The sequence below is a fragment of the Coleofasciculus sp. G3-WIS-01 genome (assembly GCF_040223135.1).
Lineage (GTDB): Bacteria > Cyanobacteriota > Cyanobacteriia > Cyanobacteriales > Coleofasciculaceae > Coleofasciculus.
On the sequence record NZ_JAVJZI010000172.1, the window covers coordinates 1 to 23,370 of the forward strand.

At 46.1% G+C, this 23,370-nt stretch carries 19 protein-coding genes; 14 read left to right on the forward strand and 5 right to left on the reverse strand.

All coding sequences use genetic code 11. From position 1 onward, the window contains the following. Positions 1-326: 326 nt before the first annotated feature. From cas8a1 to RIM23_RS16735, 5 genes are all read left to right on the forward strand, one after another. Complete coding sequence (gene cas8a1, locus RIM23_RS16715) at positions 327-1,862, forward strand: type I-MYXAN CRISPR-associated Cas8a1/Cmx1 (RefSeq protein ID WP_446368314.1); 1,536 nt, start codon at positions 327-329, stop codon at positions 1,860-1,862. Between the two features lie 312 nt (positions 1,863-2,174). Continuing rightward, the gene (cas7i, locus tag RIM23_RS16720) at positions 2,175-3,092 is read left to right on the forward strand and encodes a type I-B CRISPR-associated protein Cas7/Cst2/DevR (RefSeq protein ID WP_446368315.1); all 918 of its coding nucleotides are present in this window, start codon (positions 2,175-2,177) and stop codon (positions 3,090-3,092) included. Next, a complete protein-coding gene (gene cas5, locus RIM23_RS16725) occupies positions 3,092-3,724 on the forward strand; it encodes a type I-MYXAN CRISPR-associated protein Cas5/Cmx5/DevS (protein WP_446368316.1) in 633 nt (210 codons plus the stop codon). The genes cas7i and cas5 overlap by 1 nt, the downstream gene beginning before the upstream one ends. Before the next feature lie 277 nt (positions 3,725-4,001). Next, entirely contained in the window at positions 4,002-4,127 is a 126-nt protein-coding gene (locus RIM23_RS16730; RefSeq protein ID WP_446368317.1) for a hypothetical protein, read from the forward strand. 662 nt (positions 4,128-4,789) lie between these two features. Beyond that, complete coding sequence (locus tag RIM23_RS16735) at positions 4,790-7,156, forward strand: heavy metal translocating P-type ATPase (RefSeq protein ID WP_446368318.1); 2,367 nt, start codon at positions 4,790-4,792, stop codon at positions 7,154-7,156. Positions 7,157-7,334: 178 nt separating this feature from the next. Here the strand turns inward: RIM23_RS16735 and RIM23_RS16740 are convergent, their stop codons facing one another. Then, entirely contained in the window at positions 7,335-7,838 is a 504-nt protein-coding gene (locus RIM23_RS16740) for a DUF3172 domain-containing protein (protein ID WP_446368319.1), read from the reverse strand. Between the two features lie 339 nt (positions 7,839-8,177). Then, positions 8,178-9,281, reverse strand: coding sequence for a TRAP transporter substrate-binding protein (locus RIM23_RS16745; protein WP_446356699.1), 1,104 nt, complete (start codon positions 9,279-9,281; stop codon positions 8,178-8,180). Positions 9,282-10,176: 895 nt separating this feature from the next. Here RIM23_RS16745 and RIM23_RS16750 point away from each other — a divergent pair. Continuing rightward, the gene (locus RIM23_RS16750; RefSeq protein WP_446368320.1) at positions 10,177-12,417 is read left to right on the forward strand and encodes a caspase family protein; all 2,241 of its coding nucleotides are present in this window, start codon (positions 10,177-10,179) and stop codon (positions 12,415-12,417) included. A gap of 181 nt (positions 12,418-12,598) precedes the next feature. Beyond that, positions 12,599-14,434, forward strand: coding sequence for a vWA domain-containing protein (locus RIM23_RS16755; protein ID WP_446368321.1), 1,836 nt, complete (start codon positions 12,599-12,601; stop codon positions 14,432-14,434). A gap of 35 nt (positions 14,435-14,469) precedes the next feature. Here the strand turns inward: RIM23_RS16755 and RIM23_RS16760 are convergent, their stop codons facing one another. Then, complete coding sequence (locus RIM23_RS16760; protein WP_446368322.1) at positions 14,470-15,132, reverse strand: HAD family hydrolase; 663 nt, start codon at positions 15,130-15,132, stop codon at positions 14,470-14,472. Between the two features lie 156 nt (positions 15,133-15,288). Between RIM23_RS16760 and selD the strand changes: the two genes are divergently transcribed. Both selD and RIM23_RS16770 read left to right on the forward strand, forming a co-directional pair. Further along, complete coding sequence (gene selD, locus RIM23_RS16765; protein ID WP_446368323.1) at positions 15,289-17,571, forward strand: selenide, water dikinase SelD; 2,283 nt, start codon at positions 15,289-15,291, stop codon at positions 17,569-17,571. A 142-nt stretch (positions 17,572-17,713) separates the two neighbouring features. Then, complete coding sequence (locus tag RIM23_RS16770) at positions 17,714-17,884, forward strand: hypothetical protein (RefSeq protein ID WP_446368324.1); 171 nt, start codon at positions 17,714-17,716, stop codon at positions 17,882-17,884. Here RIM23_RS16770 and RIM23_RS16775 read toward each other — a convergent pair. Next, positions 17,868-18,626 (reverse strand): Uma2 family endonuclease, encoded by a 759-nt coding sequence (locus RIM23_RS16775; protein WP_446368340.1) that lies wholly within the window; start codon positions 18,624-18,626, stop codon positions 17,868-17,870. The genes RIM23_RS16770 and RIM23_RS16775 overlap by 17 nt on opposite strands. Before the next feature lie 78 nt (positions 18,627-18,704). On the opposite strand from RIM23_RS16775, the gene RIM23_RS16780 reads away from it, so the two are divergent. The 3 genes from RIM23_RS16780 to RIM23_RS16790 all read left to right on the forward strand — a co-directional run bounded on the left by RIM23_RS16780 (position 18,705) and on the right by RIM23_RS16790 (position 20,083). Next, positions 18,705-18,842: a hypothetical protein gene (locus RIM23_RS16780; RefSeq protein WP_446368325.1), complete on the forward strand. Its 138-nt coding sequence runs from the start codon at positions 18,705-18,707 to the stop codon at positions 18,840-18,842. A 153-nt stretch (positions 18,843-18,995) separates the two neighbouring features. Next, the gene (locus RIM23_RS16785) at positions 18,996-19,610 is read left to right on the forward strand and encodes a hypothetical protein (RefSeq protein ID WP_446368326.1); all 615 of its coding nucleotides are present in this window, start codon (positions 18,996-18,998) and stop codon (positions 19,608-19,610) included. 53 nt (positions 19,611-19,663) lie between these two features. Continuing rightward, positions 19,664-20,083 carry an MAPEG family protein gene (locus RIM23_RS16790; protein WP_446368327.1) on the forward strand — a complete coding sequence of 140 codons (420 nt, stop codon included), beginning with the start codon at positions 19,664-19,666 and terminating at the stop codon, positions 20,081-20,083. A 225-nt stretch (positions 20,084-20,308) separates the two neighbouring features. On the opposite strand, the gene RIM23_RS16795 is transcribed toward RIM23_RS16790, so the two are convergent. After that, on the reverse strand, positions 20,309-20,707 hold the full coding sequence (locus tag RIM23_RS16795; RefSeq protein WP_446368328.1) for a hypothetical protein: 399 nt from the start codon (positions 20,705-20,707) through the stop codon (positions 20,309-20,311). Between the two features lie 50 nt (positions 20,708-20,757). Between RIM23_RS16795 and RIM23_RS16800 the strand changes: the two genes are divergently transcribed. Both RIM23_RS16800 and RIM23_RS16805 read left to right on the forward strand, forming a co-directional pair. Beyond that, complete coding sequence (locus RIM23_RS16800; protein ID WP_446368329.1) at positions 20,758-20,931, forward strand: hypothetical protein; 174 nt, start codon at positions 20,758-20,760, stop codon at positions 20,929-20,931. A gap of 100 nt (positions 20,932-21,031) precedes the next feature. Further along, positions 21,032-23,245 (forward strand): phosphoketolase, encoded by a 2,214-nt coding sequence (locus tag RIM23_RS16805; RefSeq protein ID WP_446368330.1) that lies wholly within the window; start codon positions 21,032-21,034, stop codon positions 23,243-23,245. Positions 23,246-23,370: the final 125 nt, after the last annotated feature.

Sequence of the window (23,370 nt, forward strand, 5' to 3'; positions counted from 1 at the left end):
GTCAATTGAATCAGGGCGGGTTTCGTTGTTCAGTTATCAATAATCCCTTAATTAAGTCCCTAAACCCGCCCCTACAGCCCAGATGACAACCACCTATAAACAAAATATATATGCGGATGATAGAGTTATTTCAAAAATTGACCTATGAACGCGGAGGACTAAATCAGATGGTTCATAAAGTTGTTTATAGTTATAAGCGATCGCTTCATGACAAGCCTTAACAAATAGCTTCTCACATTCTCTGTCCCATTCCACTTCATGAACCATCTGATTTAGTCCTCCGCGTTCAAAGGTCAATTCACAATAAATAGGTCGATTAAACATTTATGTCAACCCAATTAAGCTTAAAATTAAATAATCCTCACTTCACCTTACTCCATCGCGCCGGATTAGCTGGGTTATGGATGAGTTTAAAGCAACTTGAAGCCGAAACAAATGTTCGCGATCGCCCGGGTCATCTCACCTGGCAATTGACACCAAATCAGGTGACTTTACAATGGGATGAAAATGATTTTAAGGTACTAGACTGGCTATTCAATGAATCCTTTCAATTAGACGATGGACGGATATCTTTAAGGGGATTAGACTCAAAGACAATGGCAATTCAATCTCAGTTAATCCTGCATCAAGGTATCCTGGGAACCTTTTTACAGCATAATAAAACCCACACCTCCACAGGACTTGTCTCTAAATCCTTTATCCTGGAAGAGGGTAAACCGGAATTAGTGGCGCGATATAAACATCTGTCTGGATACATCTATCAACAGGCAAAAATCCTTTGTGATCCGAAGGGTAAATTCCTAACTAAACCGATTAAAGTACCGGGATGGTTAAATCCGGGAACAGTAGTACGACATATTGCCTTTAGTTCCAATACCAGCTTTGAAGAACCACCAGAAGCTGTATTCGTTTTATTATTTGCCGCCGTAGCCTGTTGTTACTATTCGATTCGGTCTAAATTACGGGATAAACGGGCAGAATATGCTTTAGTTATTCCCGAAATTACCGACTTAGCCGCTTATGCTAATTGGCGGCGTCATCGGAAATGGCGCGAGGAGGGATATAAGGACTTTTTTGCCTCTGGGTTAGGGGATGCGGGGTTAAAGTTTTTGACCTATATTACTAAGGATATTCTGGCAGAACGTCCCTTTAAACGCTGTCAGGTGATTACATTAGGAACAGTACCTTGGGCAAGTCAACAAAAAACGCGCACGGATTTATATTTAGTTGAGGCAAATGAGCGAATTGAGCGGAATTATCAGGTTTGTGATAATTATTTAAGTACCCGTGATGTAGCGGGTAAAGAGGGGTTGTTTATTTCCTGTAGTTTTGCCCGGGAGTTAATTGCGGAAAACTTAGCCAGGGGAAAGCATTGGTATGCAGGTTTGGCAGATAATGCTACGAGTAATGAGTTATTTCAAAAATTGACCTATGAACGCGGAGGACTAAATCAGATGGTTCAAGAAGTGGAATGGGACAGAGAAAGTGAGAAGCTATTTGTAAAGGCTTGTCATGAAGCGATCGCTTATAACTATAAACAACTTTATGAACGAGCAAAAGACAAAAAGGAAGTGCCAAATTATGAACGAGAGGACACTAAGTTCCGTACTGGATTAGCACGGTGTAAAACGGCTGTGGCGTTTCGGGAGTTTATTACCGATTACTTGTCTAGGGCGCGATTTATGCCCACCTTGGAGGAAAATTGGGAAGACTTTATGGATTTAATTATGGGGGCAAAGGATTGGAAAAAAGGACGAGATTTGGCGTTATTAGCCTTAGCCAGTTATAAGCGCAGTAGTCAGAGTCAAAAGGTAGCGACGGAGGAATCAGAAGATGAGGCGGAATTTGATTTTGGATATTAAACACGTCACCCTGATTATTTCCGAATTGGTCGGAGCACGTAGGGACATGTCGAGGCACGTAGGGGCACGTAGGGGCACGTAGGGACATGTCGAGGCACGTAGGGGCATGTAGGGGCACGTAGGGGCATGTAGGGGCACGTAGGGGCATGTAGGGGCGAAGCATTCGTGCCACAATGTTTATCCGAAGCCGATCAATTGACTCCACGAATGCTTCGCCCAGATCTCAACCCCAAAGTAACAAAAAGAAGCAGATCCTGGGAACGATGGAGGGAGGAAACCCTCAATAATTATCAACCGTTTGGAGAACAAACCATGACATTTCATCTATTTGGCAATATCTTAACCAACTACGGCACCGCCGCGAATAACCGTGGCGAAAATGAAGGCAATATCACCACCCTACAAAAACTCCTCTGGAAAGGAGAAGTTCACACCACCGTATCCGCTGAAGCCATCCGCTGGGCGCTACGATACTATTGGCAAACCGCTGGGGGTGACTATACCGTAAATCGCTGTTGGGATGATCAGAAAAATGATAATATTTTACAGGGAAGTTTTGATGAAACCACCTATATTGATGATGATGTCCTCGGTTACATGAAAGCAGAAGGGGCAAAACAAGAATTTAGCGACGAAGAGAAAAAAGGGAAAGGCAAGAAAGCCAAAGGAACCAATCTCGCCAGACGAGGAGTATTAGAAGTCACTCGCGCCGTTTCCACGATTCCTTATGCGGGAGATATTACCTTTAATTCCGCCAGTGGACAAAAGGGGAGAACCTCTCTTTATGGCACAGAAGTTCACGCCACTCGCTATCAATATGGGTTCGCCTTAACCCCTAATCGCCTAAAAGAGACATCCCGGATTATTCCGGTGTTAGACGGGTTAGTCTCTTTGGGAGAAGTCGCTGGAAATCATGCTCGTTTTCTCTATGACTTCTCTCCAGAAAGTTTAGTCTTGCGGTGGACAAAGGATTTTTCACCTCGGATTCTCTATTGTTTCCAGGAAGATGAAGATGGGGAGATATCTGTGCCCAGTTTAATCCATCGCGTCGAAGTGGGAGACATTGAAGCAACGGAACTCTGGGTAGCCGGTGCAATTGCCAAAACCCCAGAAGGCGATCGCTTAGAGGAATTAGGTGCTAATGTGCTAGCGGGGACAAAAGTAGCACTTTCGACGCTTAAACAACGGATTGCCCATGATTTACAGTTAGCCCAACTGGAGGTAGTGTAATGATTACCGCCATCAAAGTTGAGGTTCCCATCGCCTGTTTCCGTGTCTCCCGCGCCAGGGAATACGCCCAAACTTACCCGGTTCCGCCTCCAGCAACGGTTTATGGTATGCTTTTATCGATGGTGGGGGAAATGGATCGATATCGGCATTGTGGGACTAAATTAGCGATCGCGCTATTGAATGAACCGGAAAAATCCACGATACTCCGCACCTTTCGCCGATTCAAAAAGAAGCAAATCTTTGACCCCACGAATGCACGTCCAGATTATCAAGAGTTACTCAGTGATATTCAGTTTATCGTCTGGGTAGCGTCAGGTACAGACAAAGCCCAACCAAGATTATGCCAACGATTAACAGACGCGATCGCGAATCCAGAAACGGTGGATCGATTTGGTGGGTTGAGTTTGGGTGAAAGTCGGGATTTAGTCAATGCGATTAATCTGTTACCCGAAGACTATCGGGGTGAATCCCTACGCTGGTTAGTGCAGCAGGAGGATGGACTGTTAACATTACCCTATTGGGTGGATCATGTTGGTTCAAAAGGAACCCGTTGGCAACGATTTCAGTTACTTCCTCCGAGTGAATGGTGTCAACCGCCTGATAATGCGTGGATAGAAATACGGGTGGAGTAAATACTGTTCGGTTAAGGGGAGCAGAGGGAGCTGGGGGAGCAGAGGGAGCGGGGGGAGCGGGGGGAGCGGGGGGAGCGGGGGGAGCGGGGGGAGCGGGGGGAGCGGGGGGAGTAATTTGCAAGCATCTGTGTCTGTTGAGGGTTTTAAGGCTGGGGAATAGGGTGCAAATCCAGACAGGGCTTGGGTTTGCGGCTCTTTTAAGGGTGTGGGAGATGCTTGCAAAATGCCGGAATTCCTCTCAGGGTAAGGGTTACAGCGTTTTGGATTTTGGCTAATTTTGCCAAATTTGAGTCAATTTTGGCGTGAGGAGAGTTGGATTGGGGAGATGCTTGCAAAACCGATTGGCAGCCATTATGATTTAAGGGTTCGTGCGATCGCGGTGCGATTACCTTTGATGCCGTAAGGCGTTGAGCACGATCAATGATTACCTCGATCGTTAATTTGAATACCTGTGCGATTACCTTTGATGCCGTAAGGCGTTGAGCACAAAATCCACAATTTGAGGCTTTAATGGGTCAAGAAGTGCGATTACCTTTGATGCCGTTAGGCGTTGAGCACAAAGCAGCAAATAGAACAAAAGCCACCCCAGCAAGTGCGATTACCTTTGATGCCGTAAGGCGTTGAAAAAATGCTCTTCACAGAGAACCATCACCTCTGAAATAACTCTGCGTGCCTCTGCGATAACCTCTGCGTACCTCTGCGTTGAAAAAAAACTGAAAACATCACGGACTTAACTTAAAAACGTCCCTAAAATAAATGCTTCCAGATAACAGATGAGGGCGAGTCGATCAAATTAATCGGCTTCCCCATTTCAGATAATCCAGCGACTCGCCCCTACAGGGCTATTTTTTCAACTCTAAGTACGCACTGGGCAACTTGCTTGAATGATACTTAATCTGCTCCAATACATTTGATAAAATAGTGACAAATATCAATTATAATTGTTAAATTATTAGCTAATATATTAATGATTTGTGAATAAAAATTGCAGAGAGTGAATTAACCGTCCTTAAGGTTTTACATTAGAAATGCCTAACTACCAATCAAGATTTCTGAGGCATGAGCATGGTAAATCTGGACAGCCGATGGGACGTGATCGCACGCTACGCCAGTTATGATAACTCCCAGGATTGCAATCGGGCAAACCTGTCAGGGAACAAGGCTGTACCCTCTGGGAGAATCCCTTGTCGCGTAGTGCATTCAATTCCCGGACGGGTGCGATTTCGCGTGCCCCGGTTGGCAGATGATGCCGATTATGCCCATCGTTTAGAAACATTGATGGCGTCCCAAGATGGGGTGATTCAGGTGCGTGTGCGTCGCGCCGCCGCCTCTATTGTAATTGCCTATAACAATCAGCAGCTATCCGATGTTCAGATGCGTCGGGTGTTGCTTTCGTTGATTCAAACATCAGGAAAACAAGATAGGGAGCACAGGAGCCAATTTGTCGGGGCGGGTTTGACCGATAACGTTACCACCTTGTACAGACGCGCCACGGCGCGTCTCTACACTAAACCCGCCCTAGTTGGGGAGTCCCAATCCCCAAATCCCAATCCCCCACTAGACGAAAATGATTGGTCCCAACTCAAACGTCCCGCCCTGGCTACCCTCCTCGCCCTGCTAGCGGGTCCGTTGCGCCTCCCCATTCCTCAATCTCTGGTGGCGGGTTCTGTCGCCATTGCGGGGTTACCGGTGGCGAAACGGGCGGTCAAAAGTTTGCTGGGGGAACACCGACTCACTATCGATTGCTTGGATTTAGTCGCGATTACTCTATCCTCAATTCAGGGAAACTGGCTGACGCCCGCCCTGATGATGACACTCCATGAACTAGGAGATATTATCCGCGATCGCACGGCTCGTTCAACTCATGCCCAAGCCACAGATTTACTCGATTCTATCGGACAATTTGCTTGGATGGACTGTAACGGTGAAAAACAGCAGGTTCCCTTAACTCAGGTACAACCTGGAGACACCGTAATAGTATATCCGGGTGAACAAATCCCTGTTGATGGCGTGGTGTTGCGGGGAAATGCCACCATTGATCAACAGAAACTCACCGGGGAATCCATGCCTGTGGTACGAGAAGCCGGACAAACCGTCTATGCATCCACATTAGTGCGATCGGGGGAATTATATATCAAAGTGGAACGGGTTGGGGCAGATACCTGTGCCGGTGCGAGTATTCAGTTGGTGCAGCAAGCCCCCGTCCATGATACCCGTATGGAAAATTATGCCGCACAACTGGCAGAACGGTCAATTCTGCCCGCCTTTCTCCTCGCCACTGGGGTTTGGGCAATTACTCGTAACCCCGCCAGAGCAGCATCTATCCTCACCCTGGATTTTGTCACCGGGATGCGCGTCTCCATTCCCACCACCTTTCTCGCCGCCCTCACCCATGCCACTCGCCATGGTATTTTAATCCGTTCGGGACGGGCATTGGAACAACTTGCTCAGGTGGATACAATTGTTTTCGATAAGACAGGAACCTTAACTCAGGGGAATATTCAAGTTGTTGCGGTGGAAACTGTCACCAATCGCTTGTCGGCACAACGTATCTTAGAACTTGCAGCAGCAGCAGAACAACGATTGACTCATCCAGTGGCTGAAGCGGTGATGCGTCATGTAGAGGAGAAGGGTATAGATATTTTACCTCGTGGTGAGTGGCATTATGAGGTGGGATTAGGTGTCCGGGCTGAAATTGCCGGAGAGAGAGTATTAGTAGGCAGCGATCGCTTTTTGCGGCAAGCTGGGATTAGTGTGGATTGTTTTTATGATCAACATCCCTGTTGTCGTCAACTCTGGGGATGTCAGCAAGATTGTCCCATTTCTGCCGATTCTTCGCTGATTTATGTGGCTTGTGAGGATGAATTCCAAGGGGTGATTCAGTATAAAGATCCCTTGCGAACAGAAAGCCGCCGGGTGATTCATCAGTTGCAACATGAGTATGGCATGGAGATTCATCTTTTAACGGGGGATAGCCAAACCAAAGCCATCGCTGTGGCGCAGGAATTGGATATTCCCTTGTCTCAGGTTCACGCCGAAGCCTTCCCCCAAACCAAAGCTGATGTGGTACGTCGGTTAAAAGCAGAGGGAAAAACCGTAGCGTTTACGGGGGATGGGTTAAATGATTCCGTGGCGCTAGCATACGCGGATGTATCGATTTCCTTTGGCGATGGTTCAGCCGTAGCGAGGGAAACGGCGGATGTAGTGCTAATGGAGAATGGTTTAGCCAGTGTACTGGATGCGATCGCGATTGCCAAGCAAACCCGGGGAATTGTCCAGCAGAATACCGCCCTGGCTGTCACTCCTAACCTAGCCGCCTTGGGACTGGCTTCAACAGTGGGACTTCATCCCCTGGTTGCCACAGGGGTGCATAATGGGAGTGCGATCGCCGCCGGGTTAAATGCGCTACGACCTTTAATGCATCGGGATTAGTCATTGTTTGTAGTAGGCACTTTAGTGCCTTAAAATGCCTACTACTAATAAGTCCTCATTGGTCATGTCCTGATGATTGCTGCTTCAGCAACAGTAGGGGTAAAACCCGCCCCCACACAAAAAATGTAGAGACGCGCCATGGCGCGTCTCTACACCCTATCCGTTAGGCAAGATAGGCTTAAAACTTATTGGTTTCAGATGGTGAACTACCTGATCCCGGTTGGTTGAGGAAGAAGTTATCCTCTGCCTCATTCTGGTAGATACAGTCAATTTTCGGCTTACCTTCCAACGGACCAGTGAAGCCAAAAGTATTCATCCGGTTCTTACACTCATTCACTTGCTCCGAGGAAACCAGGTTCTGTTTCTCTAAAATTGCCCAGTTGTTCCGGCGCAAAACACATCCGGGGCGCATACTCGGCTGAGTTACGTAAACGTTAAAGGGGTTGAGGGTGACAAAAACCCGCATATCTGTGACCATAGCGCTAGCACCATACTGGATACACAATTCCGGATTGGGCGCACTGCGGTCAATCGCTTCACGGGATGCCACATTTTCCAGATTGGGACTGGCTGTGGAACTAAAAGCAATACCGACACCAATTCCCAGGATAAAAATCCCGCCGATAATGGCTAGGGTGGTGGCGTTCAGGATAGAAGCTACGGGGTTAGTTCGACGTTTCATCGGGGTTGAATCAACTTTACTAAAATTACCAGGGAAGGATTAGAGAGATATTAAACAGTTTTAAGACCCTATACAGGAACTAAGTATATTTTATCGGGAATCAACATCTTATTGCATTGTCCTCCAGCTTCTAGTATGCCTACATAGGGCTTTCCGGTTAAGATAGCAGCTTGCGATCGCGCCTGTTCCAAGTAATCCAGAAACAGCAGCCATGAACTTTATTCGGTGTAGCTTACTGTATATAAACTAAGTCAGGGCGGGTTTTGCACAAACGTTACCACCAATAGCCACGCATAAAATCCCTAAACCCGCCCCTACACACTCAAAACGTCCTCATCCCTAATTCGCCATCACAAAATTAGAAAAACTGAGTTGATTGACCTGGTGCCATCGGTAAATCTGTTCGCGAAAGCCCTTCCACTGCTCGTAAACCTCTTTAAAGGTACTATCTTGGGCGGCATTTTCCTCATATATCTCAAAGGATGCCTTCTGAGCCGCCTGCATAATCTCTTGAGAATAGGGCATTAGCTTTGTGCCAGTGTCTAGCAGTTTTCCCAGGGCTTGTTGATTTAAGGCGTCATACTGTGCCAGCATATTCAGGTTGGCGTCCATCGCTGCCGTTTTGAAGACTTCCTGATATTCTTTGGGCAATTTATCCCACTCTGCCTTATTCACCTGTACTTCTAATGTCGCCCCGGGTTCCCACCAGCCGGGATAGTAGTAGAGTTGAGCCGCTTGATGCAAGCCTAGCTTCTCATCATCATAGGGACCTACCCATTCAGCCGCGTCAATCGCACCCCGTTCTAGTGCGAGGTAAATCTCGCCACCGGGTAAGACTTGTGCGTTGACCCCTAAGCGAGACATCACGTCACCTCCTAATCCAGGGATACGCATTGTCAATCCCTGGAGTTCCGCCACCGAGTTGACTTCTCGCTTAAACCAGCCGCCCATCTGAGTCCCCGTATTCCCCGCCGGAAAGCTAATCACGCCGAAGTCACTATAAAGCTTGTGCATCGCCTCTAAACCACCGCCGTGATATAACCAGGCATTCTGTTGTTGGGCGTCTAAACCAAAGGGAACAGTAGTGCCAAACGCCAAGGCGGGATTTTTGCCGATGTAATAATAGCTCGCGGTATGACCACATTGCACGGTTCCGGTTTGTACTGCATCTAGCACCTGCAATCCCGGTACAATCTCACCCGCGGCAAAGGGCGTAATCGTGAAACGTCCATTCGTCATTTCACTCACACGCTGACTCATGGTTTGGGCGCCGCCAAAAATAGTATCCAAAGATTTGGGCCAACTCGTTGCCATGCGCCATCGAATTCTAGGTTGGCTACCGCTTTGTGCCACTGAACTGGTGGTAGTTTGGCGACAACCCCCTAAGGCGGCGGTGCCCGTTGCACCAATGACAGCATTCCCGACAAATTTTCTGCGTTTCATGATTTTGCCCGTTGCACCAAATTGATTCGTGATCTCCCCAGCCTGTCCTTGGGATTTTGGGAATCTGGGATACTTTCTATCTGCAAACCCTGATTCTATCAGAGCTAGTCACCCGGTAGATAAGTTGGGGACAATGTCTCTAAAAAGTCATCAGCCTTAAGTTATACATCAAAAAATGACAAGTTTTATAAATTGTAGTTATTTATAAAACTTGAATTGCCCATGACTTGGAAGGTATAAAAGAACGGTCAATCGGCACCGCCATTATGATTGTCGGGGTTGTGTTAATTACACTCTGAGCAACAATTAATTGAGTCTATTTACTCTGCATTTCTGTCTTCGGAATCTCTCTATTCGGCGAAGTTCATTCCGATAAAATAAGATACCCCCTGCCAGGATACCTGGTAAATGTCTGGAAAGATGTAACTAATGCATCAGTATTTTCGGGGGGATTTGATTCTGGCTATCAAATTGCCACAAACTCTAGAGAGAAGAAAAAAAGCGATGGTAGCCACAAATAAAAATATAGTTTACGATCAATGTATAGGTTTGTAAATAGACCAAAAAAAATAGAATCTCGGTAGATACCTGCCTGTCTAGCCGGATAGAACAGAAGTAAAGGTTTAAACAGGGTGTACTCAACGACAACCATCAAGGGTCTAAGCTAACAAACATTTAAATATCTGCCTTGACATCCTGGCTTTTTGCCGCGTGGGGACGTGGTTAATTGATTCCGCAATAAGGGCAAAAACCCCTAAATATAGCAGATAAAATGTACAACCGCTCTCGTGGAACCAGTGAATCTAAACTTAGGGTCACAAGTTGCCGAATAAAATCTTGATGGTAGTAATTTAGGCAGCACAAAACGTTGTAGCAGTCTAGGGAATCGCCAGTTGTGAAAATAGCATTGCTGATTGGGGTAAGTGAGTACGGTTATGGTTTTCATCCCGTACCCGGAGCCGTTAACGCTGTTGAAGCGATGCAACGAGTTTTGCAGTATTCTTTTGACGAGATAAAAACGCTCATCAATCCAAATCCTCCCGTGATGCGGGAAACTATGGAAACGTTATTTTCCCAGCGTTCAGAGGAAGATATCGTGTTGTTGTTTTTTTCGGGTCAATGTATTCAAGATTATAATGATACCCTATATTTAGGTACTGGCATCACTGCCACTCGCATGACTGATGATCATTCCCAAAAAGAACTAGTTAAGGCAACCGTTGTTCCGGCTAGTTTAATCCAGGATATACTTAAGCATAGTCCTTGTCCGCAGAATATCGTGATCATCGATGGTTACTGTAGCAATATTCTGGATTGGGAGATAAACACAAACGACTATAATGAAGTCGGGCTCAAAGAGCAACTGGCGGGTGAAAAGTGGGCGCTGCTGAGCTGTTTTAGTTCCATTCCCTATTTCAACCAATCAGAACTCTCTCAACCCTCAGATTACACTCGTTATTTAGTCGAGGGACTAGCAACGGGAATCGCTGATCGCAATCATGATGATTGGATTTGTGTTAGGGAAATTCATGACTATGTTTATCAGCAGATTAAAATCGTTGCTCCCGCTTTAAAACCTAGGTTATATGCTAGCGAACCCTACCAAGCGATCGCACTGAGTCAAGTTCCTCTAAATCGCCTCACCCTGAAGTATCGCAAAGAAGCCCAACGTTGGATCAGAGCGGGTGAAATTCCTGTCGGCGGTCGTTCGGCTCTTGATACATTAGCACAGAGTCTACAGCTTACCCGATCAGATTGTGCCGCGATAGAAGCACAAGTCTTAACCCCTTATCGGGAGTACCAGGAAAAATTACAGCGATACAAGCAAGCATTTCGGGAAGTATTCCGAGCCGACAATTCACTCAATCCCAAGTCTCGTAAACTCCTAAAAGATTTGCAACAGTCTTTAGGATTGAGAGATCAAGATATTAAAGGCATTGAAGGGTTAATCGTATCACAAAAGCAACCCCGGGAAACTGCCCCAGGGAATCCCGACAATAATCGGGAAGCTGAGGGAACAGGGGGAGCCGAAATTAGAGCGTATCTGAGTCGGATTTCCTCCCCACTCATTCTGGATCAAAAAGAGGAATCCACACCCAGGGAGGAGTTACCCCCATCCGAGGATAACTTCCCACCCACTCAATCGGTTGCTCCCACCGCACCACCTGTCTCAGCCTCTGTACCTGTGGAAGTGTCACCCCAAGCCGAGGATAACTTCCCACCCACTCAATCAGTTGCTCCCACCACACCACCTGTCTCAGTCTCTGTACCTGTGGAGGAGTTACCCCAAGCCGAGGATAACTTAGGAGCGACTCAATCGGTTGCTCCCACCGCACCGCCTCTCCCAGGCTCCACACCGCAAGAGGTTTCACCCCAACACCACCAGAGTGCGATCGCGCCCCCATCCCCTCCTGAGTCTATTCATCCTCAACCCACGACAGAATCGACTGTAGCCAATGGCGATCAACCCGATCGACACTCTATAAAACCCGATTCTATCCCCGAATGGTATATGCAAACGCCAGAGGAACCGGAAACCCCTCCCACTTCTGACGTCCAATTATCATCAAATCTCAACAATTTCTTAAATCCTGAACCGACGGTTTCCAAATCCCCTAAAAAACTCCTACTTTGGCTAGGAATTGGCGGCGGTTTAGCAACAGTAGTTCTACTGATTAGTTTATTTAATCGTGCTTCAGTACAACCGTTAACCGATTCAACGGATACCATTGTATCCTCACCAACGACTTCTCCCACAGCGACGGAATCCCCAAAAGAGACTAATCCTAGTCCCTCACCGTCTCCCTCTCCAGAACCGGAAGCATCGCCAGAATCTCCGGCTTGTTCAGTTATTGTCACAGGAAATGTACGCTCTGATCCGGCATCATTTCGAGAGAATATCATCACCTATCTCACTAGAGAACAAGTATCGATAACTGGGAAACAAACTAAAGGCGGCTGGGTAGAAATTGAACTTCCCGATCAACGTCTGGCTTGGGCACATAGGCAGGTAATCTTAGATGATGAGGATATAGATTCTTGTATGTTTGAACAAGGAATGACGATTCAAATTGTTCCGGATATTCCACCGCCGCCCGGTTTCTTTGATGACAATGACGAGGATGAAACGGATTGAACAACGGTAGAGATGTTCCGGCGGAACGTCTCTACACCCTGATATCATATCTTTAAGCTGTCACGCCTTTAAATTGGGAATGGGTAGCCAGCCAGATGCTCCCATGACAACGATTTTTCAGTTGTGGACATTAATTAAGCTAAAATAAAACAATGACGTCTAAATCCTTCAATCGGTCTATATGAAAGCCAGTTACACCCTCAGTCAATCTTTAATTGCAGCAGAGAGTCATTCGACTGTAGACTTACTGATTAGCTTTCAAGGATCTGAGTCAAATCAGGAGAAATCTTCTCGTCGTCCGCTCAATCTCAGCTTAGTCTTAGATCGTTCGGGTTCAATGGCGGGAGAACCCCTGCGATATGCGATTAAAGCCGCACAAAATCTTATCGATCATCTCACCACCGATGACTTTGTTTCGGTGGTGATTTACGATGATACCGCCGAGGTGATTATTCCCCCAGAATTAGTTAGCGATAAAGCCGCCATTAAAACAAAAATTGGTAAAATTCGGGCAGGGGGTTGCACCAACTTAAGTGGCGGGTGGTTGTTGGGATGTCGTCAAGTTCAATCCCACCAAAGTCCGGAACGAATTAATCGAGTCTTACTCTTAACCGATGGATTGGCAAATTATGGGATTCAAGATCCACAAGTGCTGACGAAGACAGCACAAGAAAAAGCCGAAGCGAATATTGTGACTACAACTTTGGGGTTTGGTAATAATTTTAATGAAGATTTACTGATTAACATAGCAAATGCAGCCAGGGGGAATTTCTATTTCATTCAGTCTCCCGACGACGCCTCTCAAGTGTTTGAAATTGAGATGGAAAGTTTGGTTTCGGTTGTGGCGCAAAATCTGAGGGTGAGGCTACAGCCGGAAGAGTTTGTTGAAGTTGGGGAGATTTTAAATAACTATCGCTTTTCCCAGGTGGGTAATACGGTAGAGGTTTTCTTGGGTGATGTGTATGGCGTTGAACAAAAGCCCTTAGCGATTCCATTAACGATTTCCCCGCAATCAAAATCTGGAATGAGGGCGATTGCTACTGTGACGTATGACTATCAAACGATTGTTGCAGGAAGTATCAAAGACATTAGCAATCAGTTTTCTATTACCTTAAATGTCGGTTCAGAAGAACAAGCCAAAGATATCAAACCTGATGCTAAGGTTTTGGAACAAACGTCTCAGTTAAGAATTGCTAAATTAAAAGATGAAGCCGTTTCCCTGGCGGATAAGGGAGACTTTCAACAAGCGGTGGCTAAACTGCGGGAAACTATCGAGGAACTAAAAGTCAAGACATTAGACGAATTCTTTGAAATTGCTGAAGAAATTGCCCAACTGGACTACTATGCCCAATGTTTAGAAAATCGGCGATTTGATCGGGCAATCCGCAAAGAAATGCGCGATCAATCCTATCAAACCAAAACCCGCGATCGCGAAGACTTAAAATTACGCGGAATTACAACAGGCGCAGCCGGTGGGTTAGAGGTGACGAGTGATCCAGACGGTGGTGTTTTAGTTAAATGTGAACGGGCGGGTGGTAAACTCCGAGTGCGGGTCATTTCTGAGGGGTACAATCCTGATTTAAATGTGCAGTTTCCTCGCAGTATCCGTGAACAGGGTGTCACCTATATCGTAGATGAAATTACCCTATCCGCTAATAGTACGTTTTATCGCGCTTCAGGAAACATTCGCCGCCTGGTTAAACCCGGAGAAGAAACAAAATTTACCAAAAAAACAGCCCGCCCAGGGAAAGAATTACAAACCGCTAAAGCCCAAGGGACAGCGGCTGATTTAGAAACCACAGATACGGTGGGGGATGGGGTTTTGGTTCAATGTGTGAAGGATGGGAAAAAACTACGAGCCAGAGTGGTTTCTGATGGCTATAATCCCGACTACAACATCCGTTTTCCTCGCACGATTCGAGAGGAAGGACTATTATATGTGGTTGATGAGGTTAAGGAAAATTCCCAGGGAGGTTCTTATATTGCCTATGGGAAAATTCGCAAATTGGTTCAGTAGTTGTTGTGAGATCGATGATTAAGAATTTACTGAGATTAAGCCAAAGGAGACTGATCATAGTTAGCGAGTAAATCCGCAGGATTTTGATAGACTTTCGTACAGCCAGCTTCTTTTAACTCGGCTGCTGAGAAACCACCGCAAAGTACACCAATAACATTTAGGTTAATTTTACAGGCGGCTTCAGCATCATAAGGACTATCACCCACCACAATCGCGTCTTGGGGAGTCACTCCATCGAGCTGATCTAATGCGGCTTGAAAGATATCGGGATCGGGTTTTGACTTTTCAGCATCGTCTGTAGAGGTTGCGCCGTCTACTAAGTCTTCAATCTCTAATAGTTTTTTGTAGTGAGTGAGGGTTTTTGTTCTAGCTGAAGACGCCACGACAAGTTTTTTGCCATCTAATTTGAGGCGTTCAAAGAGTTGGCGCACTCCCTCAAATGGACGCACTTGGGATAGGAGGTTTTCTTGATAGAATTCTTTGCGATAATTTGCAATATCCTCGCCGATGCGTTCAAACTCCTCTTGGGGAATAAATATGGGAATGATATGCTCACTTCCCTTACCGATTTGATGACGGACTTTATCGTAAGGCACGTCATAGCCAAACTGTTTAAACGCTTCAACCCACGCCTGGGCGTGCAGATCAACGGAATCAACTAAAGTGCCGTCTACATCAAAAATAATCGCCTTGGGCATTACAGGTTCTCCTTTTGTTTCCCTTCATTATGCCCCTGGGATTCTGGGAAATCAATCTAGCCTGAGAGAGATAATACTCACCTCTTTGTTAACATTTTTTAGTTTAAATAAACTTAACTATGTTAAATTAGGCATATAAGTGTCAACCCCTGACCAATGACAAAGGACAAAGGACAAAGGACGAAGGACAAAGACTTAGTCCTGATTGGCGGCGGTCATAGCCACGCGATCGCACTGCGGATGTTGGGGATGAATCCCTTGCCCGGAGTGCGCTTGACCCTGATTACCAATGTTTCTTATACACCCTATTCCGGGATGTTACCGGGTCATGTGGCTGGGTTCTATACCTTTGATGAATGTCATATCGATTTGCGACGCCTTGCCCAATTTGCTGGCGCTCAATTATATATTGATAAAGCCGTAGGTTTGGATTTAAACTCGAATAAAGTTATCTGTGCCAATCGTCCTCCCGTCGCCTTTGATGTCTTATCCATTGATATTGGTAGTACCCCGGCGAAAGAATCGGTTCCTGGCGTAGCTAAATACGCGATTCCCGCTAAACCCGTTCCCCAATTTTTAACGCGATGGAATCAAATCATCGAAACAATTAGCCAACATCCTCAACAATCCCTGAGTTTAGGAATAGTCGGCGGTGGTGCGGGTGGGGTGGAACTGGCAATGACAATGCAACGGCGTATTCATCAGGCAAAAACCTCCCATCACACCTCAGTCAACATTCATTTGTTTCATCGGGGAAATCAACTCTTATCGGGGCATAATTCCTGGGTGCAGCGATATGTTGAGAAGCTGCTAAAGAAGCGGGAAATTCAGGTACATTTAGGGGAAACCGTTTCTCAGATATTGCCCGATAAAATTTGCTGTGAGTCGGGTTTAGTTGTCGATTGCGATTACAGCTTTTGGGTAACCCAAGCCGCTGCGCCCAGTTGGATAGCTGAATCAGGACTTCATAATAATTCCCAGGGTTTTATTTTAGTTGGCGATACATTACAATCCCTCTCTCATCCTCATATTTTTGCCGCCGGTGATATCGCCACCATGGTGAATCATCCTCGTCCAAAAGCCGGGGTATTTGCGGTGCGTCAAGGGAAGCCTTTAGTGGAAAATTTGCGTTGCTTTGTACAGGGAAAAACACTAAATCCTTACAAACCTCAACGGCGGTATTTGAGTTTAATTGGCACCGGTGATGGCGGCGCGATCGCATCCTGGGGTCCCTTTGGCTGGCACTCCCGACTGCTATGGCGTTGGAAGGATCATATTGATCGCAAGTTTATGCGGCAATTTAGGGATTTGCCAGCAATGACACCTGGGAATAATCTCCCGGAGAAAACCCAAAACTTGACGAAATCTACCCTTCTAAAGAAGCCGAAAAACACCCCACCCATGTATTGCGCCGGCTGTGGTTCTAAGGTGGGTAGCACTACCCTAGAACGAGTGTTAAAACGGTTGCAGAATGAGTATCCTTTCCCCACGCCAGAGGATATTATTCTCGGATTGGGAACACCCGATGATGCGGCGGTGGTGCAAGTACCCGCCGATAAACTATTGGTGCAAACAATTGATTATTTTCGTACCTTAATCAATGACCCCTTTATCTTTGGACAAATTAGCACCCATCACTGTCTCAGCGATTTATTTGCCATGGGTGCAACGCCTCAGAGTGTTTTAGCAATGGTAACGGTTCCTTATGGAACAGCAGAAAAACAGGAGGAAACCCTCTATCAATTATTATCGGGGGCGATGAAGGTACTCTCTCAAGTACAAGCAACTTTGGTGGGAGGACATACAACAGAAGGGGCAGAATTAACGTTTGGTTTATCCTGTAATGGGTTAGTATCTCCTCAGCAAATCCTTAAGAAAAGTGGGATGAAACCGGGCGATCAGTTAATTTTCACTAAAGGTTTAGGAACCGGGATATTATTTGCTGCTCATAAGCGTTTACAGGCAAAAGGGCGCTGGATTGATCAGGCGGTTGAGTCGATGTTGTTGTCGAATCAGGAAGCGGTTAAAGTATTTCGAGATCATGGTGTCACAGCTTGTACCGATGTGACTGGGTTTGGATTGGTGGGACATTTGGTAGAAATGGTGCAAGCATCGGGAGTGGCGGTGGAATTAGAGTGGGATAAAATTCCCATCCTGGAGGGGGTGACGGAACTTGTGGAACAGGGAATTGTCAGTTCGCTGTATCCCCAGAATGTACAAGCGGCAAGGTTTATCAGCAATCAAGAAGAGATTTGCGATCGCGCCAATTATCAGGTACTTTTTGATCCGCAAACTTCTGGCGGGTTATTGGCAACAATTCCGGCGGATCAAGCGGTAAAGTGTGAGCAAATTCTGCAAGAATTAGGATATATTCATAGTCGCATTATTGGTAAAGTAACGCCAGCTAGTTCAGGCGTTCCCCCATTGAGATTCTTATAAGAAACCCCCTTTTTGCCATGGCGACTAGAAGTCGCTGCTACACAAACTTTCGTCCGCCTACGCGGACTAAATTATCAAGGGGGTGGCTAACCCGAATTTGATATCAATTAATAATGCAGCGTCTTAGTCAAGGTGTTTTACTATGAATGTAACTGTGCGAGATGTTGAATGTTTAAAAAGAATTGTTAATTCGCTGTATCCCCAGAATGTACAAGCCGCCCGGTTCATCAGCACTCAGAACGGTGCGATCGCGCTTGCCCTGACAATTAAATTATATGTTGCGCTAACTATTAAGCTTACCTTTCAGCGATAGCCCGCACAGTCTCCACTGGTAACGATAACGCTTCAGCAATTTGTTCTACAGTTAAACCCATTGCCAATAACTTGGGAATCGCATTTCGTTGCGCTAACTCCGCTTGTTCTCGTGCCTGTTGTTCTTGTATTTTTTCCCGTTCAGCTTGTTCTCTTGCCCGTTTCTCTAAATTCCGCTGTTCAATAATTTCCACAAACGAAGCAAATCGCTCCCCATCTGGATGATAGAGCTGTAAATTACCCTCTTCTACTTCAAATCGAATGCCCAGACGGGGACTAATCCAACCCGAAATTCTCGGAATTGGCTGTAATATTTGTTCATCCCGTTGCCATCCTTTGAGGATTCCAGGCTGAGGATCAAACAGGTAATATTCCTCAACACCATAACGTTCGTAAAAATAACGCTTGGTTTCCTCTAATTCTGTCTTCGTGTTACTGTGAGAGGCAATCTCGAAAACCACTTGGGGCGGAATATTGTCTTCTTCCCACTGTTTATAGGAACGTCGATCACCCTTGGGACGTCCGATGACAACCATGACATCAGGCGCTTGTCTAATCCAGGGTTCGCCTTCCACTGGATACCAAAATAAATCTCCAGCAACAAAGACATTAGGATTCTCAAGAAATAGGGCATCAATTCCACCTTGAATGGTGACAATTAAGCGGAATTGGATTGTATTGTCTGCCAAAGGTTGACCGTCACTTTCGGGGTAGATGATTTTAGAGAAGGTAGAAAGGGGCATGATATCACAGGAACAAACATTTTTTGTCACTTTAGCATATCCCTAAACTATCGTGGATCAATGTGCTGTATCCCCAGAATGTCCAAGCTGCAAGGTTTATCAGCAATTACGAGCAACTGTGCGATCGCGCCAAGTCTCAATAATTTTTTGGTAGCTAATGCTACAGTTTTTCTGTTTCGTCAACTTAAACCCTGGAGATGGGAAATATGCCGTTAATATTTCTAAATATTTTTAGCTTAGCCCTGTAGAAAATTAGCGGATAGAATAACTAGAATATCCATCATTCAAGATGAAACTGCCCTTCGCGATCGCACTGCTGGCGTTGATTGGTGTGATGATTTAGTACCTTGCAGTATTGGCGTTAACTCTATGACTAACATTAAAGCATCCACTCTTGAAGACGCCAGAAGCAACTGGTGTATCTACGTTCAACGGATAATAGAAAACTATCATCGTGACGCGATTAATTCAAATAATGTCGTCAATACTATCTACACCCGTTTGGACAAGTTTCTGGAAAGTAAGCCAACGGTGGAAAATGGCAAAATCTACACCAGCACATATTTTCCTTCAGTGAATGAGGTTAACGCTAATTACGAACAGGTTTGGTGCAAAATCAATACCGCTCATCCCATCGATGCGGCTAATCTAGGGTTTCGCTCTCTAGGGGAGCATCAATCAATCTCCAAAATGAACGAACTGGCGTTAAACTGGGCGTACAACTATGTCGATGAGCGCATCAAAAATGCCTATCAAGCTGCCGATATTACGATCAATTATCGAGAAACTCAAAAGGCAACCGGATTATCCTGGTCTTATTCTGAACTGGTTTTTCAAAAGCGTGACAATAAGTCCTATCTTTTAGACAGTCCCTATTTGAGGACGGGTAACTTATTCTTTGAGGCTTTGAGCTATAAACACTACTGCAAACTGTTGTCCCCGAAAGGAGCCGTTGATTTTATCGAAAAAATCAGTAATAATTAACAAAGAATAAGTGAACTGTTTTTTAGCAATCACCCGTTGATGAGGCTTTAACTATGATTGAACTGAAACCGTTAATTTTTCCCGCTTTAGCCACCGTTGCCACTCTCTTGGTTTACTTAGTTCTGACGATCAATGTGGGTCGAGCTAGGGCAAAATATAAAGTACCTGCACCTCAAATTTCAGGAGATGCCAATTTTGAGCGTGTGTTTCGCGTACAACAAAATACGTCAGAACAATTGCTCCTATTTTTACCCAGTTTGTGGTTATTCTCCCTGTTTGTTAGTCCAATTTGGGGGGCGGGAATTGGTGGAGTTTGGGTGATTGGGCGAATTATTTATGCCTGGGGTTACTACACAGCGGCGGAAAAACGCGGCATTGGTTTTGGCATTAATTCTCTATCTGCTCTCGTCCTCCTGATCGGTGCTTTAGTGGGAATGATTAAATTGTTCATCACCACCCCATTGGGAGTATAGAGCGATTTGAGCAAATTGGTTTCCCCCTTAAAAAGGGGGACGAAAGGGGGATATAATCGGGATGAGCTGGGGGGTTAAGTCTTCCGAATTTGCCAACATTATCCTCAGGATCAGCGGGTGTATATTCCAAGCATTTATCTGCCACAATCGGGTTTTTGGATAACTTTTTGTCCCTAAACGTCGCTCAAACACCAAAAACCCAAATGTGAGGAGGGTGCTAACGCTTCACCTTGGAGCAGGAAAAGAACGCAAAGTTGGAGCAGCGGCTGCGCCATAATTAACTCGGCAACCAATATTAAAGACACTGACGCCACATTCTAGGGGAACCACCTCACCTTTCAGCATGGCACTACAGCTAACATAACCATCGTCGTTGGTGTCTTTCATCATGCACTCAATGGGTTCTGCACCAGCACGACTGGACCACGAACTCATCCCCATCCCCGCAACAATGTGATGCCAAAAGAAAACGAGAAGAAACAAACCTAGGAAAATTGAAACAACTGCTGTAGAGATTAACCCCGCTTTAAACTTCCAATTTTGCAGAAAATTGCCGGACTTGGTTTGACCTGCGTCTGGCGTAGGAGTCGATTGATTGATTGGTTTATCTTGAGTTTCACTCATGAGTACTTAATGTCTTTTGATTTTAAGATAATCGCCTATGGGCGTCTAATATGATTGTAGCGATCGGTCAAAAACTTTTGCCGTCATGCACTAGCAGTACCTACAGGCATTCGCTCGCCATCGCGATCGCACCCCCCGTACCACCATCTGCACACCCCCTGCAGGAGAAATGGTTAGACCGCGACGCTGGGGAACAAAGTCTGATTACCTTGAATTATCACTAAATAACGCAGACCTGATTGAGTTTAACAACATTTAAGTTGCAAAACGTTGTAAAATTTCCATAAAGTTAATCTACCGATACAACTATTTAAGGTACTCAGCATGACTGCAACAACCCCAAAACCTACGTCACCCGTTCCAGCATTTTGCGAAGGCATCCAATATTTTGGGCAAACCTTACCGGGTTTGGAGACGTATGGAGGCAAACCTGCCATTGCTGAGGGCAACGTTGCGATCGCATCTCCATCTGACCCGGCGGCTGTCTTCCAAACCCTCCTAGCAGCTGATGCCCTGCGTTACCTAATCCTGCAAGTCACAGCATCCAAAGCATCCGGTCATCCCGGCGGATTTGCCAGTGTTGCCGAAGGCATCGCCGCATTAATCATGCTGGGCTACAAAAATATTATTACCGAAGTGGGACACCATGCCCCCGGCTTTTACAGCACCATGTTCTTAGATCGTTCCCTAGAGGACATGGGGATTACAACAGTACAACAAATGCGGGAACGCTTTCGGGAAATGCATGGACTCCTCGGACACCTTTCCGGTCAAATTCCTGGACTCCTCAACCCGGCTGGACCTCTGGGACAAGGGCAGCATTTCGCCATGGCGGGGGCGTTACTCCACCGGGATACCCTCTTCCCCGTAACAATTGGCGATGGGGGGATTGGTGAACCATACATAATGAGTAGTTTCGGTCACTTCCACACCGCCTATCCCGATGTCACCAACTTCCTACCCATCTTAGTTTGGAATGGATACTCCCAGGAACACCACAGCATGGTATCCACCAAATCCAATGACGAGATGATTAAATACTGGGAAGGCAATGGATTTCAAGAAATTATCTTAGTCAATGCCAAAGACTTTGACGACGCCAACCAACCCGGTGAATACGTCGATAGCACCGCCTTTTCCTGGGAAAAACGCTTGGAATTTACCCAAGCCGTACTAGAAGCCACGGATAAAGCCGCTAAATCTGCCCTTGGCGGTAAGCTGACTGTACTGATTATCAAACAGCTTAAAGGCGCAGGTGTCCATGATCGAGGCGCCAAAGCCCACAACCTCTACGCTCACCATACCCTAGACAATGAAGAAATTGTCAAAGCCTTGAAACAGCGTGCCTTACCCCCAGAAGCTTGGCAACTGGTACGCACCAACTCTGAACGCGCCGCAGGAGGTCCCGCATCTCATCAGGTGGTGACGGAGAAAGAATTACCCCTACCGGATTTAGGCACATTACCCTTAGAGGAATTTCCGGTTAAGGGTGATAAGCAAGTGGCGACAACAGCGATGGGGGCTTTAGTTGCCTATGTGGGTAAACAAGACCCTAACTTTATCATTTCTAATGCCGATGGCAATGCCGCCTCTGGGATTAATAACATTAACGTGGCGCTGAAGATTCTCCATCCTACCGTCGATGAACTCTATTATCAGGGACCCAAGGGTCAAGTTTACGAACCGTTGAGTGAAGATGCTTGTGCTGGGTTAGCGGCGAGTTTAGCTTTGTTTGGTGCCCGTACTCTTTGGTGTTCCTATGAATCCTTCGCGATTAATGGGTTACCGATATGGCAAACAGTTACCCAAGCCATGGCAGAATTGCGTCGTCCGACACCGGCTACGATTACCTTATTTACCGCTGGGGCATTGGAACAAGGGCGCAATGGTTGGACTCACCAGCGTCCAGAGATTGAAAATTACTTTGCTGCCATGATGCGGAATGGCAATGTGTTCCCCTTGTTTCCCTGTGATGCCAATAGTATCCAGGTGTGTTATGACTGGGCGCTGACGATGAAGAATAAGGGAATTACGATTACGGCGAGTAAGTCACCTTTACCTGTATTAACCACATTTGAGCAAACCCGTCAAGCCTTGAAAGATGGGGGTGTGGTTTTACATGACACAGAAGGGAGTAAGAAAGTCGTGTTTGCCGTGATTGGCGATATGACATTGATTCCCGTATTAGATGCAGCGGTGCATCTGGAAAATCAAGGGATTGGCGTGCGAGTTGTTTCGGTAATTAGTCCCCGGCGTTTGTATCGTCCCCATGATGTAGCGTGGGAAACTTGTACAGATCCTGATAGCCACTTTTTAGATGATGAAAAATTTGAGGAGTTGTTTGGTGGCGATGCGTTGATTGGCGTAACCGGGGGTGCGAGTGCCATGTTGGAACCGTTGATGTTACGGAGTACCGTTAAGCGCGATATTTTTGCCTGGAAGCGCGGGGAAACCGCATCAAGTGCGGGTGAAATTATGGCATTTAATGGGTTAACGGCTGAGAATTTAGCGAAGCGGGCGACTGAGTTAGTTGGATAAGATTGATTTGAATTAGGGCTTGCTGAATCAGGATTGTAGAGACGTTGCATGCAACGTCTCTACTCTTGGGTAGGAGATTGTTACAATAGAGCCAAAAATGAGGGTTAAAGCATCATTTATGACTA

Coding starts and splice junctions, on each gene's coding strand:
- cas8a1 (WP_446368314.1), top strand. CDS start 327: ATGTCAACCCAATTAAGCTTAAAATTAAATAATCCTCACTTCACCTTA.
- cas7i (WP_446368315.1), top strand. CDS start 2,175: ATGACATTTCATCTATTTGGCAATATCTTAACCAACTACGGCACCGCC.
- cas5 (WP_446368316.1), top strand. CDS start 3,092: ATGATTACCGCCATCAAAGTTGAGGTTCCCATCGCCTGTTTCCGTGTC.
- RIM23_RS16735 (WP_446368318.1), top strand. CDS start 4,790: ATGGTAAATCTGGACAGCCGATGGGACGTGATCGCACGCTACGCCAGT.
- RIM23_RS16740 (WP_446368319.1), bottom strand. CDS start 7,838: ATGAAACGTCGAACTAACCCCGTAGCTTCTATCCTGAACGCCACCACC.
- RIM23_RS16745 (WP_446356699.1), bottom strand. CDS start 9,281: ATGAAACGCAGAAAATTTGTCGGGAATGCTGTCATTGGTGCAACGGGC.
- RIM23_RS16755 (WP_446368321.1), top strand. CDS start 12,599: ATGAAAGCCAGTTACACCCTCAGTCAATCTTTAATTGCAGCAGAGAGT.
- RIM23_RS16760 (WP_446368322.1), bottom strand. CDS start 15,132: ATGCCCAAGGCGATTATTTTTGATGTAGACGGCACTTTAGTTGATTCC.
- selD (WP_446368323.1), top strand. CDS start 15,289: ATGACAAAGGACAAAGGACAAAGGACGAAGGACAAAGACTTAGTCCTG.
- RIM23_RS16770 (WP_446368324.1), top strand. CDS start 17,714: ATGAATGTAACTGTGCGAGATGTTGAATGTTTAAAAAGAATTGTTAAT.
- RIM23_RS16775 (WP_446368340.1), bottom strand. CDS start 18,626: ATGCCCCTTTCTACCTTCTCTAAAATCATCTACCCCGAAAGTGACGGT.
- RIM23_RS16780 (WP_446368325.1), top strand. CDS start 18,705: ATGTCCAAGCTGCAAGGTTTATCAGCAATTACGAGCAACTGTGCGATC.
- RIM23_RS16785 (WP_446368326.1), top strand. CDS start 18,996: ATGACTAACATTAAAGCATCCACTCTTGAAGACGCCAGAAGCAACTGG.
- RIM23_RS16790 (WP_446368327.1), top strand. CDS start 19,664: ATGATTGAACTGAAACCGTTAATTTTTCCCGCTTTAGCCACCGTTGCC.
- RIM23_RS16795 (WP_446368328.1), bottom strand. CDS start 20,707: ATGAGTGAAACTCAAGATAAACCAATCAATCAATCGACTCCTACGCCA.
- RIM23_RS16800 (WP_446368329.1), top strand. CDS start 20,758: ATGATTGTAGCGATCGGTCAAAAACTTTTGCCGTCATGCACTAGCAGT.
- RIM23_RS16805 (WP_446368330.1), top strand. CDS start 21,032: ATGACTGCAACAACCCCAAAACCTACGTCACCCGTTCCAGCATTTTGC.